This window comes from Variovorax sp. 10L421, from assembly GCF_056395365.1.
On the sequence record NZ_JBFTJJ010000023.1, the window covers coordinates 73,946 to 87,582 of the forward strand.

Annotated in this window: 12 protein-coding genes and 5 pseudogenes; 8 read left to right on the forward strand and 9 right to left on the reverse strand. The window is 61.7% G+C overall.

Features of this window, described 5'->3' with window-relative positions; all coding sequences use genetic code 11:
* Nucleotides 1-6: 6 nt before the first annotated feature.
* The 5 genes and pseudogenes from AC1DFC_RS23755 to AC1DFC_RS23775 form a co-directional block, all read right to left on the reverse strand.
* Entirely contained in the window at nt 7-765 is a 759-nt protein-coding gene (locus tag AC1DFC_RS23755; RefSeq protein ID WP_478180094.1) for an AP2/ERF family transcription factor, read from the reverse strand.
* A gap of 10 nt (nt 766-775) precedes the next feature.
* Nucleotides 776-2,506, reverse strand: a pseudogene (locus AC1DFC_RS23760) (ShlB/FhaC/HecB family hemolysin secretion/activation protein).
* Nucleotides 2,507-2,678: 172 nt separating this feature from the next.
* A complete protein-coding gene (locus AC1DFC_RS23765; RefSeq protein ID WP_478180095.1) occupies nt 2,679-3,128 on the reverse strand; it encodes a hypothetical protein in 450 nt (149 codons plus the stop codon).
* Nucleotides 3,115-3,237: pseudogene (locus AC1DFC_RS23770) on the reverse strand (hypothetical protein); the annotation flags it as partial. The gene AC1DFC_RS23765 and the pseudogene AC1DFC_RS23770, both read right to left, overlap by 14 nt.
* 281 nt (nt 3,238-3,518) lie before the next feature.
* The gene (locus tag AC1DFC_RS23775) at nt 3,519-4,028 is read right to left on the reverse strand and encodes a hypothetical protein (RefSeq protein WP_478180096.1); all 510 of its coding nucleotides are present in this window, start codon (nt 4,026-4,028) and stop codon (nt 3,519-3,521) included.
* Nucleotides 4,029-4,381: 353 nt separating this feature from the next.
* Between AC1DFC_RS23775 and AC1DFC_RS23780 the strand changes: the two genes are divergently transcribed.
* From AC1DFC_RS23780 to AC1DFC_RS23795, 4 genes and pseudogenes are all read left to right on the forward strand, one after another.
* On the forward strand, nt 4,382-4,798 hold the full coding sequence (locus tag AC1DFC_RS23780) for a hypothetical protein (protein WP_478180097.1): 417 nt from the start codon (nt 4,382-4,384) through the stop codon (nt 4,796-4,798).
* Nucleotides 4,799-4,879: 81 nt separating this feature from the next.
* Nucleotides 4,880-5,227, forward strand: coding sequence for a DUF2958 domain-containing protein (locus AC1DFC_RS23785; RefSeq protein WP_478180098.1), 348 nt, complete (start codon nt 4,880-4,882; stop codon nt 5,225-5,227).
* A 94-nt stretch (nt 5,228-5,321) separates the two neighbouring features.
* Nucleotides 5,322-6,287: pseudogene (locus AC1DFC_RS23790) on the forward strand (DUF932 domain-containing protein).
* A gap of 132 nt (nt 6,288-6,419) precedes the next feature.
* Nucleotides 6,420-7,133 (forward strand): annotated as a pseudogene (locus AC1DFC_RS23795) (YqaJ viral recombinase family nuclease); the annotation flags it as partial.
* A 785-nt stretch (nt 7,134-7,918) separates the two neighbouring features.
* Here the strand turns inward: AC1DFC_RS23795 and AC1DFC_RS23800 are convergent.
* Nucleotides 7,919-8,068: a hypothetical protein gene (locus AC1DFC_RS23800; RefSeq protein ID WP_478180099.1), complete on the reverse strand. Its 150-nt coding sequence runs from the start codon at nt 8,066-8,068 to the stop codon at nt 7,919-7,921.
* A 268-nt stretch (nt 8,069-8,336) separates the two neighbouring features.
* Here AC1DFC_RS23800 and AC1DFC_RS23805 point away from each other — a divergent pair, with 268 nt between their 5' ends.
* The 3 genes from AC1DFC_RS23805 (at nt 8,337) to AC1DFC_RS23815 (ending at nt 10,302) form a co-directional block, all read left to right on the forward strand.
* Nucleotides 8,337-8,696 (forward strand): hypothetical protein, encoded by a 360-nt coding sequence (locus AC1DFC_RS23805; protein ID WP_478180100.1) that lies wholly within the window; start codon nt 8,337-8,339, stop codon nt 8,694-8,696.
* A gap of 485 nt (nt 8,697-9,181) precedes the next feature.
* Nucleotides 9,182-9,643 carry a hypothetical protein gene (locus tag AC1DFC_RS23810; protein ID WP_478180101.1) on the forward strand — a complete coding sequence of 154 codons (462 nt, stop codon included), beginning with the start codon at nt 9,182-9,184 and terminating at the stop codon, nt 9,641-9,643.
* Between the two features lie 362 nt (nt 9,644-10,005).
* Nucleotides 10,006-10,302, forward strand: coding sequence for a hypothetical protein (locus tag AC1DFC_RS23815; RefSeq protein WP_478180102.1), 297 nt, complete (start codon nt 10,006-10,008; stop codon nt 10,300-10,302).
* Between the two features lie 150 nt (nt 10,303-10,452).
* Here AC1DFC_RS23815 and AC1DFC_RS23820 read toward each other — a convergent pair whose 3' ends face one another.
* A complete protein-coding gene (locus AC1DFC_RS23820; RefSeq protein ID WP_478180103.1) occupies nt 10,453-11,529 on the reverse strand; it encodes a hypothetical protein in 1,077 nt (358 codons plus the stop codon).
* A 212-nt stretch (nt 11,530-11,741) separates the two neighbouring features.
* Between AC1DFC_RS23820 and AC1DFC_RS23825 the strand changes: the two genes are divergently transcribed.
* Nucleotides 11,742-12,983 (forward strand): ATP-dependent DNA ligase, encoded by a 1,242-nt coding sequence (locus AC1DFC_RS23825; protein ID WP_478180106.1) that lies wholly within the window; start codon nt 11,742-11,744, stop codon nt 12,981-12,983.
* Here the strand turns inward: AC1DFC_RS23825 and AC1DFC_RS23830 are convergent.
* Together AC1DFC_RS23830 and AC1DFC_RS23835 are read right to left on the reverse strand one after the other, a co-directional pair.
* Nucleotides 12,952-13,170: pseudogene (locus tag AC1DFC_RS23830) on the reverse strand (Ku protein); the annotation flags it as partial. The gene AC1DFC_RS23825 and the pseudogene AC1DFC_RS23830 sit on opposite strands and share 32 nt — an antisense overlap.
* A gap of 257 nt (nt 13,171-13,427) precedes the next feature.
* A partial coding sequence (locus tag AC1DFC_RS23835) for a helix-turn-helix domain-containing protein (RefSeq protein ID WP_478180104.1) occupies nt 13,428-13,637 on the reverse strand: 210 nt, incomplete at its 5' end.

Consider the following 13,637-nt stretch of genomic DNA (forward strand, 5'->3'; position numbering starts at 1 on the left):
CGTTCATCAAGCGGTGCGCGTTGACTTGGTCTTTGGAGCGCGCGGGGGCAACTGCTTCAGTTGCTTTTCCCGCTCGGCGATGGCAAGTGCCTTGGCCTGTTCTTCTCCGTACTTCCCGACGGAAAAACTCCTGCGGAGATATTTTCCGACCCCTATAGATGTCGCGGCAACCCAAATGCCTGGAGCCGTTGGATGCGAGCGCCGAAAAAACACACCGGGAATACCACTTCTGTTGGTGCGGCGCACAATCTGCCGGAGCGTCAGAGGTACGGGCAAACCAGAGGGCAGGGTCTGTTTCGGTGCAGCACGCACAAGCGCCTCGGACGGGTGCACGTTCACGTGCCCCTGCATCTGCTGCAATTGTCTTTGGCGTTCATCGATCGCTAGCTGCTTGGCTTGGGCGCCGTAGCGCCTGACGCTGAAGATCTTGTGCAGTGTCTTGCCCGGCTCAATGCGTGTCCTGGCAATCCAGCCCTGCGGTTGGCCATCGGGCCCGATTTTGCAGTTCACGCCCGCAATGCCCGTTCTGCTGGTGGACATGACGATTTCGGCTCTTGCGCGACGGGTCATGGGCGGATGTTTCTTGACGATCTCATCGCGCCATGCCTGCGCGCGCAGCAGCGCAGTCTCTTCACCGCCATGGAAACGGAAACTGAATGTCTTGGACAGCACCACGCCCTCGCGCTTCAGTTCAACCTCCCAACTTCCGCGCGGCAAACGCGAGATGCCATACATCGCATCGTGATGAAATGGTTGCTTGGACATGCCAGCGTGCTCAAAAACTCGCGTTCAGGTTGAAGCCGAGTGTGACCTTTGCCGTGCGGTATCCCTCGGGCTTGCGGATGGGCGCGCCGACGAAGAAGTCGTAGCTCAGCTTGGTCCACTGGCCGCGCACGCCGATAACGGCACCAGCTAGACTGCGGCCGAGCAGATCGACCGTCGAGCGGCCACCCACGTGACCATAGTCGGCACCAACGTATAGCTCCGCCCCGCTTTGGCCCATGGCCCATCCGATGTCATTGCGGATGAGCCAGCCACGCTCGCCCATCAGGCTCGTCTCTCCATCGAAGCCGCGCACCGTGTAGCGCCCGCCGATGGCGAAGCGGTCTTGCGGCGTCAGCGGCGTGCGATTCCACTGGGCGCGGATCAGGCCGGAGTAGCGCATCTTCTGCTCGCCAAGCTTGAACGGGGCATTGAGGCTGATGTCGGCGGTGTACAGCTTCAGGCGCGAGGTGCCCTCGCCGAACTCTTCTTCCGGCGCAGCGCGCAAGCCGAAACCGCCCGTGCCGCGCTTGTAGGCCAGCGTGCCTTCGAGCGTCGCGTCGCCGATGAACTCCTTGTGGTTCAGGCTGAACTCCAGGCCGCCGACCACGCGGTGCTGCACCTCGACCTCGGTGTCGTCCACGAAGTTGCGCGACTCGCGACGCCAGCCCTTGACGGCCACCGTGGTCTTGCGCTACTGGTCGCGATAGATCAGGCGCGAGAGCTTGATCTCGGCGTTGTTGCTCTTGCCGGCGTAGACGTAGTCCTGGTTCAGGCCAGCCACGCTCTGGTGGTACTGGCTGTTGGAGGCCGTGAGGCCAAGCAGCCAGTAGCCATACGGCAACGAGTAGTGAACGGTCTGGCCTTCGGTGCCCTTGGCCGGGTCGCCGAAGACGTGGTTGTTGATGTTGTGGTTGGCGCTGACGTAGAACAGGTCGTTCAGGCCGAAGGGGTTGTCCACGGAGACAGTCGCGCCGGCTTGATAGCGGCCCGTGGCTTCGGTGCCGCTGTCGTCCAGGCTCAAGGTGAGGCGAACCTTGCGGGACTGGACGTACTTGACGACGAGGTCGCTGTCACCCGGCTTGGCATTCGGAGCCGTGGATGGTTCGATTTGAATGTCGGCTTCAGCGGTCGGCGCGCGCTTCAAGTTCTCCAGGCCCTGCTCGATGTCGCGCAGGTTCAGGAGGTCGCCCGGGCGCGCGGGAATGGCCGTGGCCAGCAAGGCCGAGTTGCCAAGCAGCGTGGACGAAGAGTCGGGCGTTGTCCGAATGGCTGCAATGCGGCCGGGCACCAGCGAGAGGGTCAGCGTGCCGGCGGAGAGATCCTGCGGCGCAGCGAGCACACGGGTGGTGACGTAGCCGCGAGCGATGGCGGCTTGCTGGGCGCGTGCGAGGACTACGTTGACCCCGGCTGTGCCGAGGCATCGGCCGATGGGGGAGTCGTTGCCATCAGGGCCGGACAGATCGGCGACGGCCCATTGGAAGGAATCGGAATGCTCACCGACCAGCAGCACGCGTTCGATGCGGAAGCACGGGGACTCGGATTCGGGGATGCGCTGGGCCGGCGCCGGTGGTGCAGCCTGCGGCCGCTGGTCAACGGTGCGCTCGTTCTGCTCACGCAGGGCGCGTTCGCGTTCTTGCTGGCGCTGCTGCTCGACGAAGGGTTGGGGTGCGCTAGCAGCCTGAGCCGTTGCAACCATGGGTAGCCCAAGCAGAACTGCTGCCAAGGCGATACGTACAGGCATTCGAATCTCCCCGTTCATTTCTTTCTTGTACCCCGAGATGCATTGACAAAATGACCACATTGGCTGGATTGCCTGCAGTCATAAGTTCAATCAAGCAAATGAAGTCGATCTTATTTTTTCGCACAGTCATTCGCAAAATCAGCGAAAAACCTCAAGAATCAAGAATCAAGAATCACTCCAGAGACGCTAAAAAATTTTTGATCGCAACCCTGCTCAGAATCCATTCCGAAATCAACATGCCATCTTCGTTAAAAATTTCCCTTTCATCTCTCTCTTCCATGAAAGACTCAAAAGTGGGCGTTCGATCGTGATCAATAAAGTAATATTTATTTCTCAGCGCAAAATCTTCTCCCAAGTCAAAAATAATCCAAGCAGGAATAAAATTGGAAGTTTCAAAATCTCGCCTTGCAGTTATCAGTTTTGCAAATGATCCATCTTCCAGCAAATTTGACAACTGAGCTTTCCAATGCGTTAAATACTCAACTCTCCCCCAGCAACCAGATGGGGAAAAAAATGACTCTTGGAGTTCTTCGCAAAAAATGCCTCCCATCCACCCCGACTCATCCAAATGAATCATCTTGCGCGGTGACAAGAAGATATTAAATTGATCATTTTTTGACATATTTCAACTCGGAGTCATATGTTCCAACTCTATTGCCCTTGGAGTCAAATTGCTTCCATCCATTAGAAACATTGTGCCCATCCACATCTGGCGTGATGTAGTGACGTCCCTGAGAATTTTGAGTAACCGCGACGGTCTTGTATCAAAACGCGTCGAGGTCCAATTGTCAGGGTGCAAAAGGCTTAACCGAAGGGCTGCCGCATGTCAGCCTGCGCACAAGGTCACGAATACGAAGCCGGTAAATCTCAAGAATTCTTGCGACCAATACTTAAGAATTGAAATGGAACAGGCCTTGGCCTCTGCTGCGTCAACGGCGGGGGAGATCGGCGACGATGGGGGCGCGCTGCCACTGTCCCAAGAAACTCGAACCGCGCGCCGAGTCCATGCCGATCACTTTGCGCACTGGGATACGGCAAGTATCTGTGCCTGATAGTCGGAAGCCGCGCGCCTGAGTTCGGCAACGCGCTTGTCTCGCTCCTGAGAGTCGACGGCGTTCCAATTGTTGTGCCCCGCTTGCACGTCCCCCAGCGATGCTTCCACCGCGCTCTTGTCCGCACGAAGCTGGCGAACCAACTCGATCGTCGAGCAAACATTGAGGGATTTGTCCGCAGCAGCCTTGGCGGTGCTGGACAGGTCTTCGGCGAACTTTTTCCAGGCGGCAGCGTTTTCTTGCGCCCGAGTGGTTTGCAACTTCTCGTCGACGAGCTCTCGCTCCAGCAGGGCAACACGCCCCTCCAAGCCTGGAATGCGGACCTTCTCGTACACGACTGCCGTGACGCTGGCCGCACCAACGGCAACGGCCAGCAAGACAGCGGACCAGAGCGGCAAGCCGAGCTTCGTAGCTATCTCATTTGCGTCAACCATTTTCTTTTCAATTGAGTCTGGCGTTGGGTGCTGCATGTATTGAAGGGGCGGAATCTGATTATCTACACCGCCGAAATGAAACGCAGTGTCCGGCGGACCTGGCTGGAGTGTTCTGTCAAGAAAGCCTGCGAGAGTGCAAGGAGTGCAGGCCACGCTCAACAGGAGGCGTACAGGGGCGGGTCATCAGCGCGGAATGTGGACGCCGCACATCACGATTCCAGTTTTTCTTGACCACATATGACCGCATTGGATAGACGGTAGAACGTCCGTCCGCTCCCACCAAAGCCCAGCCCGGCCTCATCGCCGCGCTGGGCTTTGTGCCGTCTGGCTTCGCCGGACGCGCTTTCCTTCTTTTCAACCAGGAACGCTCATGTGCCTTCCCCTCGCTCATGGAAACCGACTTCACCCCTTCCAGTTTTGACGATGAACCGTATCAGTCGCACGAAACATTCGCCGCGCCATCGACCTCCACGTGCCCCGCCTGTCAATCGCGACGCATCGTCCGACGCGACACGGCCAAGAAAGCCGGCGCCGCCATCGGCACGGTCGCTGGCGCCGCTGGCGGTATCTCCGGCGCGCTGTCCGGCGCGATCACCGGCGCCGAACTCGGCGTGGCCGTGGGCGCCGTTGCAGGCACGGTGGCGACGCCATTCGGCGTCATCGCCGGCGCCATCCTCGGGGCCTTGAGCGGCGGCATCGCCGGCTGTGCCGTCGGCGCAGCGCTCGGCGAAGCCGTCGACGACGCGATCCTGCGCAACCGTCGCTGCCTGGCCTGCGGGCACACCTTCTCGATCCCGCGCTGCTGATCGACATTCCTCCGCCCCCTCCTCCCCCGTCTCTTTTTCCTTCAACCCCCTTCACTCCCTCCCTTTCATTCAGGACTTTCCTTGGACCTCATCACTCCTGAGTTGCGCATCCTGCTGCTGGCCAACGGCCATACCGCGCGCGACAACCCGCACTTCGACCCTTGGCCTGTGCTCAAGTGGTTCAACCCATGTGGCGCCGCCACCTGGCTGATCACGGAGCTTGACCCCGACGACGAGGACATCGCCTACGGCCTGGCCGACCTGGGCCTGGGCAGTCCCGAAACAGGCCATCTGTCCGTTCGCGAACTGGCCTCCCTCCGGCTGATGGGCGGTGCCCTGGGCATCGAGCGTGACCTGCACTGGCGTGCAGACAAAACCCTCAGTGCCTACGCGCGCCTGGCCCGGGCCGCCGGCCGCATCGTCAGTTGACCTCTCAACCGCCGCACCGCGGCATTCCGCCTTCGAAGCCCGCCTCGTGCGGGCTTTTCTTTTTCTTCATACCGCAGCAAGGACACCTTCCCCCATGGCACATCTCATCGAAGAAATGGCCTACGTCGGCCAAACCCCTTGGCACGAACTGGGCAACCAGCTCCCTCCCAAGCAACCCCTCGAAGTCTGGGCCCGGCAAGCCGGCATGGACTGGCGCATCTGCGAGACGCCCGTGCGCTACATGGCCGAGCAGGCCGGCGCATTGGGCTCCATCATGACCTTCGAGGACCAGAAGGTGCTCTACCGCAGCGACACGAAAGCGCCCCTGTCGGTGGTCGGTGGCCGCTACCAGATCGTGCAGCCCCGGGACGTGCTGGAGTTCTACCGCGACCTTACCGAGGTCTCAGGCTTCGAGCTGAAGACCGCAGGCGTCCTCAAGGCCGGCAAGAAGTTCTGGGCGCTCGCGCGCACCGGCAAGGAAACAGCACTCAAGGGCAACGACACCGTGAAGGGCTACATCCTGCTGGCGACCTCCTGCGACGGCACACTGGCCACCACCGCCACGCCGACCACCGTGCGGGTCGTGTGCAACAACACCCTGTCGATCGCGCTCAACGGCGCCAGCAGCGCCGTGCGAGTTCCGCACAGCACCACCTTCGATGCGCAGGCGGTCAAGCGGCAGCTCGGTATCGCCGTCTCCGGCTGGGACACCTTCATGTACCGGATGCGGACGCTCGCGGAACGCAAGGTCAAGACCCACGAGTCCTTGAATTTCTTTCTGCGCGTCATGTGCCAGACCGATGGCCATGCCGACAGTCAGACCCTGACCAACGAGCGCGCCCTGAAGAAGGTGCAGGAGCTCTATGAGGGCCGTGGCCGGGGTGCCGAACTCGGTGCGGCCAAGGGCACGGCATGGGGCCTGCTGTGCGCCGTGACCGAGTTCGTCGATCACGAACGCCGTGCCCGCAACCAGGAATACCGCCTCGACAGTGCCTAGTTCGGCCAGGGGGCAGGCCTCAAGCAACGCGCATTGGATGCAGCACTCCAACTGGCGTCGTGACATCTCCTCCAGCGCCCCCACTCCTCCGAACCCCGACGGCACAAGCCCCGGCTCCCTTCAAGGGACCGGGGCTTTGTGCTTTTGGGGTGCGCCAAGGACATGACTGACCAACCACGAAGAAAGGACACCGCCATGGCGGAACTTCAAGTGGCGGGCACCTCGCCCGCCAAACGCCGGCCAGCCCTGAAGCTGGTCAAGACACAGGCGCTGAGCCGCGACCAATGGCTCGACGTCCGCAAGGGCGGCATCGGCAGCTCCGACGCGGCCGCAGCCGTCGGTCTCCATCCCTACAAATCGCCCCTGCAACTCTGGATGGAAAAGACCGGCCGAGACGCCTTGCTCCCCAAGGTCGATCCCGACGACGCCACCAGCCCGATGTACTGGGGCACGTTGCTCGAACCCATCGTGGCCGCGCACTACACGCGGCGCACCGGGCTGCGAGTGCGCCGGATCAACGCGGTGCTCCAGCACCCCGTGCATCCCTGGATGCTGGCGAACATCGACCGCGAGGTCGTGGGCTCCCCGGATGTACAGATCCTGGAGTGCAAGACGGCCGGCTACCAAGGTGCTCGGCTGTGGGAAGACGGCGTGCCCGAGTATGTCCAGTTGCAGGTGCTGCACCAGCTCGCCGTGACCGGCAAGCCGGCGGCTGACGTGGCTGTGCTGATCTGTGGCCAGGAACTTCGCATCCATCGCATCGAGCGGGACGAGACCATGATCGCGCAGCTCGTCGAGCTGGAGCAGCGGTTCTGGCGGCTTGTCGAGACGGACACCGCACCGCCTGCCGATGGATCGGAATCGGCCGATCTGGCCCTGCGTGCACTCTGGCCTCGCGATAACGGGAAGTCCTACGGGCTCCTGCTGGTGTCATGGATTACGGAGATGGTGCTGGGCGCACGGGCCGCCACGGGGGCGTGCAGCTGGTGCCCAGGAGCCCCGCCAGGGCCGGCACGACATCGCCGGCTAGCGATCCAGGCTTTCGCCGCTGCGAACGCCTGTGGATCACCCCATTGCGTGGCTTTTGCGCCGCGGTCTTCGGGCCTTTCTTGCGCTAGATGCCGCAGCGCTCCCGGTTTCAGTATCTGCTCTTGCGCGGCACTGCAGCTGGCGCAGAACGCTGAGTTGCCGGGCTTCTTCGGCCTTGCGCAGGCTGCGGGCGGTGCGGGCGGCCGAATACGCGACGAAGAGCATGTTGATGGCCTGGGCCCATTGTTTGGCGGCCGTGCCCGGATCCATGCCGGCTTGAGGGTTCGTCCTGCTACCTGGTGCGGCATCGTGTTGCCATTGCTGCCGCCAGAGAACGCCGGGAGAGGGAAAGGCTGGTGTGGCGACACCCGCCACGCGAAGGATGGCTTCTTTTTGATCGGTGGTGAGCATGTCTGTCTCCTGCGAATTCGTTACGGCTCTTGTAGTTCCGTCGGGCACTCGACACCGTCGGCGATTTTCCGATTTGCATGCCGGATGGCATTGTCCTGCGCATAGCGAAACACGCTGGGCCCCAGGCGTTCAGTTCCGAGAAGGCCAGATCTCGCGGCAACGGCCGTGCTCGGGGTGAACGAGTACGGCGTCCCTTCCAACTTCTTGCCGTTGATCATCGCGGAGTCCGTCCTTGCGCGTGGGTAGTTTCACGTTCAGTTGATGAGCAGCGCTGCAAGCAGCGGAATCAAGTACAGGAACACCGCGAGCGCACTGAAGACAGCGAACTCCATCGACGACATGCCCGCGTCTTCACGCAGCAGGTTCATGAAGAGCTTTCCCAGCGGCAGGTTGCGCAGTTCCATGTGCGTTCTCCAGTGAGGCGGTCAACTGGCGCCGCTTGTTACCTTTGGAACAAGGCGTATCGCCGTGAAGTCACTATAGAAATAGCGCCGCATGCGCGCATGAGCGGTGCGCACCTTCTCCGGAGAGACAAATGACCCGCTCCTTCCCTGCTACCGCCTATGACAAAGCGCCCCCGACGAAAGCAGTATTGCGCGCGGCGAAACCTTGGGATTCACTGGCGCATCAAAAACGCCGAGGGGAACATGGATGGGCAAAGCCACTTATCACATGGCAACGGTGACCTTGAAGCTGCCATTCGAGATCACCCACGATGCAGAACTGGCAGCTCTCCGAGCTGCCGGCATTCCAGTCGACGATCAGGGCGTTGCGGCGTCAGGTTTTCTGCACATGAGGACAACCAGCGACTACCGTTTCCACATCTTTCGATGGTTCGCCAGCAGGGGCCCGGCGGACGGCTCGGGGCGCGTCGGAGCGCCGAATACGACGAATCTCAGGCGGAGAGGTCACGCCAACGCTGAGACCATCGGCGAGCATCTCGACATCACGAGATTTTCCAGTTCACCGCCCTCCAGCACCAACTACAGCCGACTTGCGGCAGAAAGAGAGCACGACGTTGGCCCCTCCTAAAAGGCGCTAGAACGGAATGTCGCCGGGGTCTGCCCCCCGCGTCCAGCCGCGGCGCATGGAGTGGGTGATCTCCACGGGCCCAGACATCCAGCAGGGCGGCCGTCTCGCCCACAAGTCCAGGCCGGCGCCGACCTGCTGGCCACGCTCGACTGGTGTGCCAGCCTTTACGTCGGTCAGTTCGACGGGATGCGCGCATGGGGGCGTCGCCGACGGCATCGCCGACCTCGCCGTGGGCTATCGCAGCCTGGCAGGGGGCCGGTAGGCGGCCTTGCAGGAGGGCCTGCCCCCCCCTGGGCGCGCATCGGCTTCAGCGGCGCCCTGTCCCGATGGGGTCGTCGCCGTGCGCCAAGTCCAGTATCGCCGGTTGGCAGTTGGGGCGCCCTGGACGCCCTTTCTGGGGATCCATGGCATTCTTCGCGCGCGCCACACGCAGGTCGAACCCTCCACGGGGCAATTGGCACAATCGAGCTAAACGAGGAGAAAAGATGCGAGATCGAAAATTCATCGCCGGCGTTGCAATATCCGCCGTCTGGATTGCCGCTGCTGCGTGGATCGTTGCCACTCAAGAGCATCCCACCAAGTTGAACGAATGGGGCGACTTCATTGCCGGATTTTCAGCGCCACTCGCCTTTTTATGGCTCGTACTCGGCTACATGCAGCAAGGTGAAGAATTGCGTCATAGCACCCAAGCTTTGAAACTCCAGGCAGAAGAGCTCAAAAACTCTGTCGAACAGCAATCTCAACTGGTCGCAGTTTCGCGAGAACAAGTGCGTGTTGATCTCGAGGTCATTGCGGAGGAACGAGAGCGCCGCCGCATCATGGCGCTCCCAAAGTTCGTGGCCGAACGACTAGGCTCGGTTGAATCGAGCGGCATTAAAAGGCACAACTTGAAGTTCACCAACGTCGGTCAAACTGCAACCGAGGTCGAGTTCAAGATATATCGCTGACGGCGAAGACACAGGTGGCCATTTTTCGTCTTTCGGACCCCACCATGAGTTCAAAGCGTCCATCATCTATGTCACAGATGCGGACTATGAGGCCCGAATAAAGTACGTCGACTCTGACGGCGTTCCCGGCGAAGTGCACTTCCCAATCTCGGTCGCGCGATCAAAATTGCAGATCGGTGCATCGAGAAGAATCATGTAGGGAATCAGGTAGCACTGGCTGGCCGCCTTCCATTGGTTCCAAGTGAAACGCACGACGCATGCGCCGCGCTCATCGTCTTCATCTCGGTCACGGCTCATCGCGGTCATGCGAGCCTCAGCGCCACCTTCGCGTCGGCCCAGAGCATGTCCCTAGAACCCTCCGCATGGGGCTGTCGATGGGGGATTTCACCCTGAGCGCCCACCGATACGATCGGGAACAAACAATGAAAGAGGGGCTGCATGAAATACGAGGATTCGCCAAGCACGCCGAGGATCTGGGATATCGCGACAAGCTGCGCCTTGCCCAGCGGTTGATTCAGCGGGGTGCAGGGAGGAGGAAGAGCAGAATCATGATCGACGTACGTCGAGTAGCCGTGTGCTGCGACCTTCGCGTTAGGCTGAGCGCCGATCCGTGTCAAATCTGGGTAAGCTGGACCGTCGCCCAGGATCAGTCCATCTGATCGACCGACCTGGGCCGTTTTGGCGGACCCTCGATAACTGGCGAAAAATGCCCTCTACGACTACGACTATCCAAGCCTGCAAGCCTGAAGCCGGGCCTGCGTCCCTTCAGGCGGCTACCGAGAACCGGAGTCGTAGTCGCGCAGCCGCCCTCATGCGACGCGGCAGGCGACAACGCGTCCGGGCTTGCCCTCCTCGTCGCGCAGGCTGATCTGCTGCCAGTCGCACCAAGCGCCTGTCCCGCCACCGCCCACCAGCCAAACCTTGCCGTTCCGCGCGGCAAAGGGCCGGAAGCCCGCGTAGCCGCGTAGCGTCAGTTCGACTTCAGCGCCGGTGGCGACTTCAAGCAGTGCCGGCTTGCCCTTGCGTATCCCCGATTTACTCGCCGGAATGAGCAACGCGCGTTCGCCGTCGATGAAGTCGCCGAAGCAGCCCTCGTCCAGACTTTGCAATAGCACGGGCTTCTGGCCATGCGCGTCGGTCTCAAGCACCGCGGTGTAGGCCATGCCCATGCGGCCAATGTGCGTGCTGTTGCCGATGCTGAACGCTCGCAGGCGATCACCCAGCCACGCGAGGTCACACAGGTAGGTGCCTTCGTGGCCTTCGACCCCCTCGTAGTTCGGATTGAGCTGGTGGCGAATCGTGCGTGTCCAACCCGTGTTGTCCAACTGCGACCAGCGAGCGCGCAGCGCATCGACATCGATATCCAGCAGGGCCCAGTGCGCGGTGTAGTCGTGATGGGCGGCCGGATGTCCCAGCACCACGGGCACGCGATGGTCGACCGTCATCCCGCATCGCACAACACTATGGGCATTGACGTTATCGGGCCAGCTCTTGGGCGCCCAGATGGGCAGCGGCGATTCGATGACGATTTCCTCGGCCTCGTCGCCGCGCAGCGGATCGAACAGCCAGAGCCAGCGATCGCTCAGCAGCAGGCCCACGCGATCGCCGATCTGAAATGACTTCGCCTGCCCCTTGGTCTTGCGCGCCGGGTCCTGCGCGCACTGGTCGCGAGCCCGCGTCAGTGCGGGCGGCTCATTGATCACGTGGCAGCGGCCGTCGCGCAGCACGACCAGATGCTCGCGCATGTGGTAGTCCTGGTTGGAGGTCAGATGAAGCACCGCGCTCCCGTCGCTCAGCGGATGGATGCTGTTGACCCATGCTTTAGGACGGCCTACCAAAGATTGCAGTGGCGACAGGAGGTATTCGGCATCAAGGGCGAGCGTCAAAGTGGTCCTTCTATCCCTAGACATCGACCAGGGCCGCGCGAGTGTACAACTGGCATCGGCGCGACCTAAGCAGATGGCACCATTGTTCCTCGAGTCGCACGAACCTGCGCTGAAGTAAGGTGCGCTACTGAAAGATCCAACGTCACCTTAGCGGCTGTCTCATCGCAAGGGAGATGGTCACCAACCCGTCAGGTGCTGCCGCAGGCCGCTGGATGGTCGCGACCCGCTTGACGGTGCATAAAGGCTCTGGACGTCTTCTCGATGCGGATGGCAGCTTGCATGGCCAGAAGCTCGAGGGCCTGTGGGAGTTGGTGAAGATCGCCAAGGGCGGCGAACGGCAGGAGCCGTGGATCCTGTTCAAGAAGAAGGACGAACACGCGCGCGCGCACGCCGACTACGAGGTGGTGACGGCATTGCCCGACAGCGTGATCGCGAAGCCGCTCAAGAAGGCCCGCGGCCGCGCCCCCACCCCGACGGCGCCCAAGGCGCCCGCGGCAACCTCCAGGTCACTTGCGCCCGGACGCAAGACGGCCCTTCCCGCGGAGATCAAGCCACAGCTCGCCACCTTGGCCGCAGGCGTCCCCTCCGTTGGCGAGTGGCTCTACGAAATCAAGTTCGACGGCTATCGCCTGATGGCGAGGCTCGACAATGGAAAGATCGCGTTGATCACCCGTGGCGGTCACGACCGGGCCGCGAAGATGCCATCGCTGGTGTCCGAACTTGCCACGCTCGGCCTTCGCGCTTCGTTTCTCGACGGCGAGATCGTCGTACTGGGCACCTCCGGCGCGCCGGACTTCAACGCATTGCAAAACGCCTTCGACCGCGGCCGGGACACCGACCGCATCGTCTTCTTCGTGTTCGACGCACCCTTCTTCGAGGGCCACGACCTGAGGCAGGTGCCACTGCGGGACCGCCGGACGCTGCTCCGGGATTTCTTGACAGCCAAGGCCACGGCGCATGTGCGGTTCAGCGACGATTTCGAAGCCGACCCGACGTCGCTCCTCCGGTCGGGATGCCGTATGCAGATGGAGGGCGTGATCGCGAAGCGCGCCGATGCACCCTATGTCTCCAGGCGCAGCGAAACCTGGTTGAAGCTCAAATGCAAGTTGCGCCAGGAGTTCGTGATCGGCGGGTACACACGGTCGATCAAGGCGCTGATGGTGAATAACCTGACACGCCTGCGTGCTGTCGACCGAGTGTGCCCCGAGGGCTCCGTTCGTCCGCGCCCGACCAGTCATCTCACTCGTCACCTGCTGCGTCTTCCACCTGCGGTGCATCGAGGCGTCGACATCACGCAGAAGCCGCTGTCGCAGCGCAGGCGCAGGGCGTTGCACATCTCTTCAGGAAAGGAGTGCCAGCGCAGCGCCTGCAGCTATTGCGCAAGCCGCTGCCATCCACGGGAACCATGGATGGTCCACGAGCGAAGTGGTCCTTCTCGAACTCGTAGCCCTTGACCATCTCCGATCGCTCGACCACTTTGCGGGTCTTCTCGGAGATGTACTGCTGCTTCACGCGCTCGCCGTTCTTGGTAAGCATGTTGAAGCGCATCTCGGTGGAACTCTCCGTGGCGGAGTAGAGGCGCACGGGGATCGAAACCAGGCCGAAGCTGAGCGTGAGCGACGCGATCGAACGGGCTGCCATGTGAACTCCTCGACGCCTTGGAAGGGCCACCTGCCCACGGCAGGCGAGAGAGGATGCTAGATCTCAGTATTGCAGCGCGTCAATTGAGTCATCTGCCCCATGGTTCGTAGGAGAACTTCTGCCTCGCGGTTGCCGAGGGGGTAACCCTATCATGCGGTAGGAGCACTGGGGCTTCTGCTTTGCAGTGATTGCCGATATCCCTCGGCCTCGCGCGAATGGGTACTATCGGCCAAACCGGTCGTTCGGATGGGCCACGGTCATGCGCCTCCCTCCAACGCCCGCCGCAAACGACCTGGCGTCATCCCGAACTGCGTCTGAAAGTGGCGGATGAAATGTGACGCGTCGGCGAATCCGCATTCGAAGGCAATCTCGTTGATGCTGATGTCCGAGGTTGTGAGCAGCCATCGCCCGTACTTCAGGCGCAGGGTTCGGTAGTAGTCCGACGGGGTGAAGCCGGTTTCGGCGAG

Excerpts from the sequence above, each read along its gene's own strand:
- AC1DFC_RS23755 (WP_478180094.1), bottom strand. The coding sequence starts at position 765 with ATGTCCAAGCAACCATTTCATCACGATGCGATGTATGGCATCTCGCGT.
- AC1DFC_RS23815 (WP_478180102.1), top strand. The coding sequence starts at position 10,006 with ATGGGGCTGTCGATGGGGGATTTCACCCTGAGCGCCCACCGATACGAT.
- AC1DFC_RS23805 (WP_478180100.1), top strand. The coding sequence starts at position 8,337 with ATGGCAACGGTGACCTTGAAGCTGCCATTCGAGATCACCCACGATGCA.
- AC1DFC_RS23800 (WP_478180099.1), bottom strand. The coding sequence starts at position 8,068 with ATGGAACTGCGCAACCTGCCGCTGGGAAAGCTCTTCATGAACCTGCTG.
- AC1DFC_RS23825 (WP_478180106.1), top strand. The coding sequence starts at position 11,742 with ATGGTCGCGACCCGCTTGACGGTGCATAAAGGCTCTGGACGTCTTCTC.
- AC1DFC_RS23780 (WP_478180097.1), top strand. The coding sequence starts at position 4,382 with ATGGAAACCGACTTCACCCCTTCCAGTTTTGACGATGAACCGTATCAG.
- AC1DFC_RS23810 (WP_478180101.1), top strand. The coding sequence starts at position 9,182 with ATGCGAGATCGAAAATTCATCGCCGGCGTTGCAATATCCGCCGTCTGG.
- AC1DFC_RS23765 (WP_478180095.1), bottom strand. The coding sequence starts at position 3,128 with ATGTCAAAAAATGATCAATTTAATATCTTCTTGTCACCGCGCAAGATG.
- AC1DFC_RS23775 (WP_478180096.1), bottom strand. The coding sequence starts at position 4,028 with ATGCAGCACCCAACGCCAGACTCAATTGAAAAGAAAATGGTTGACGCA.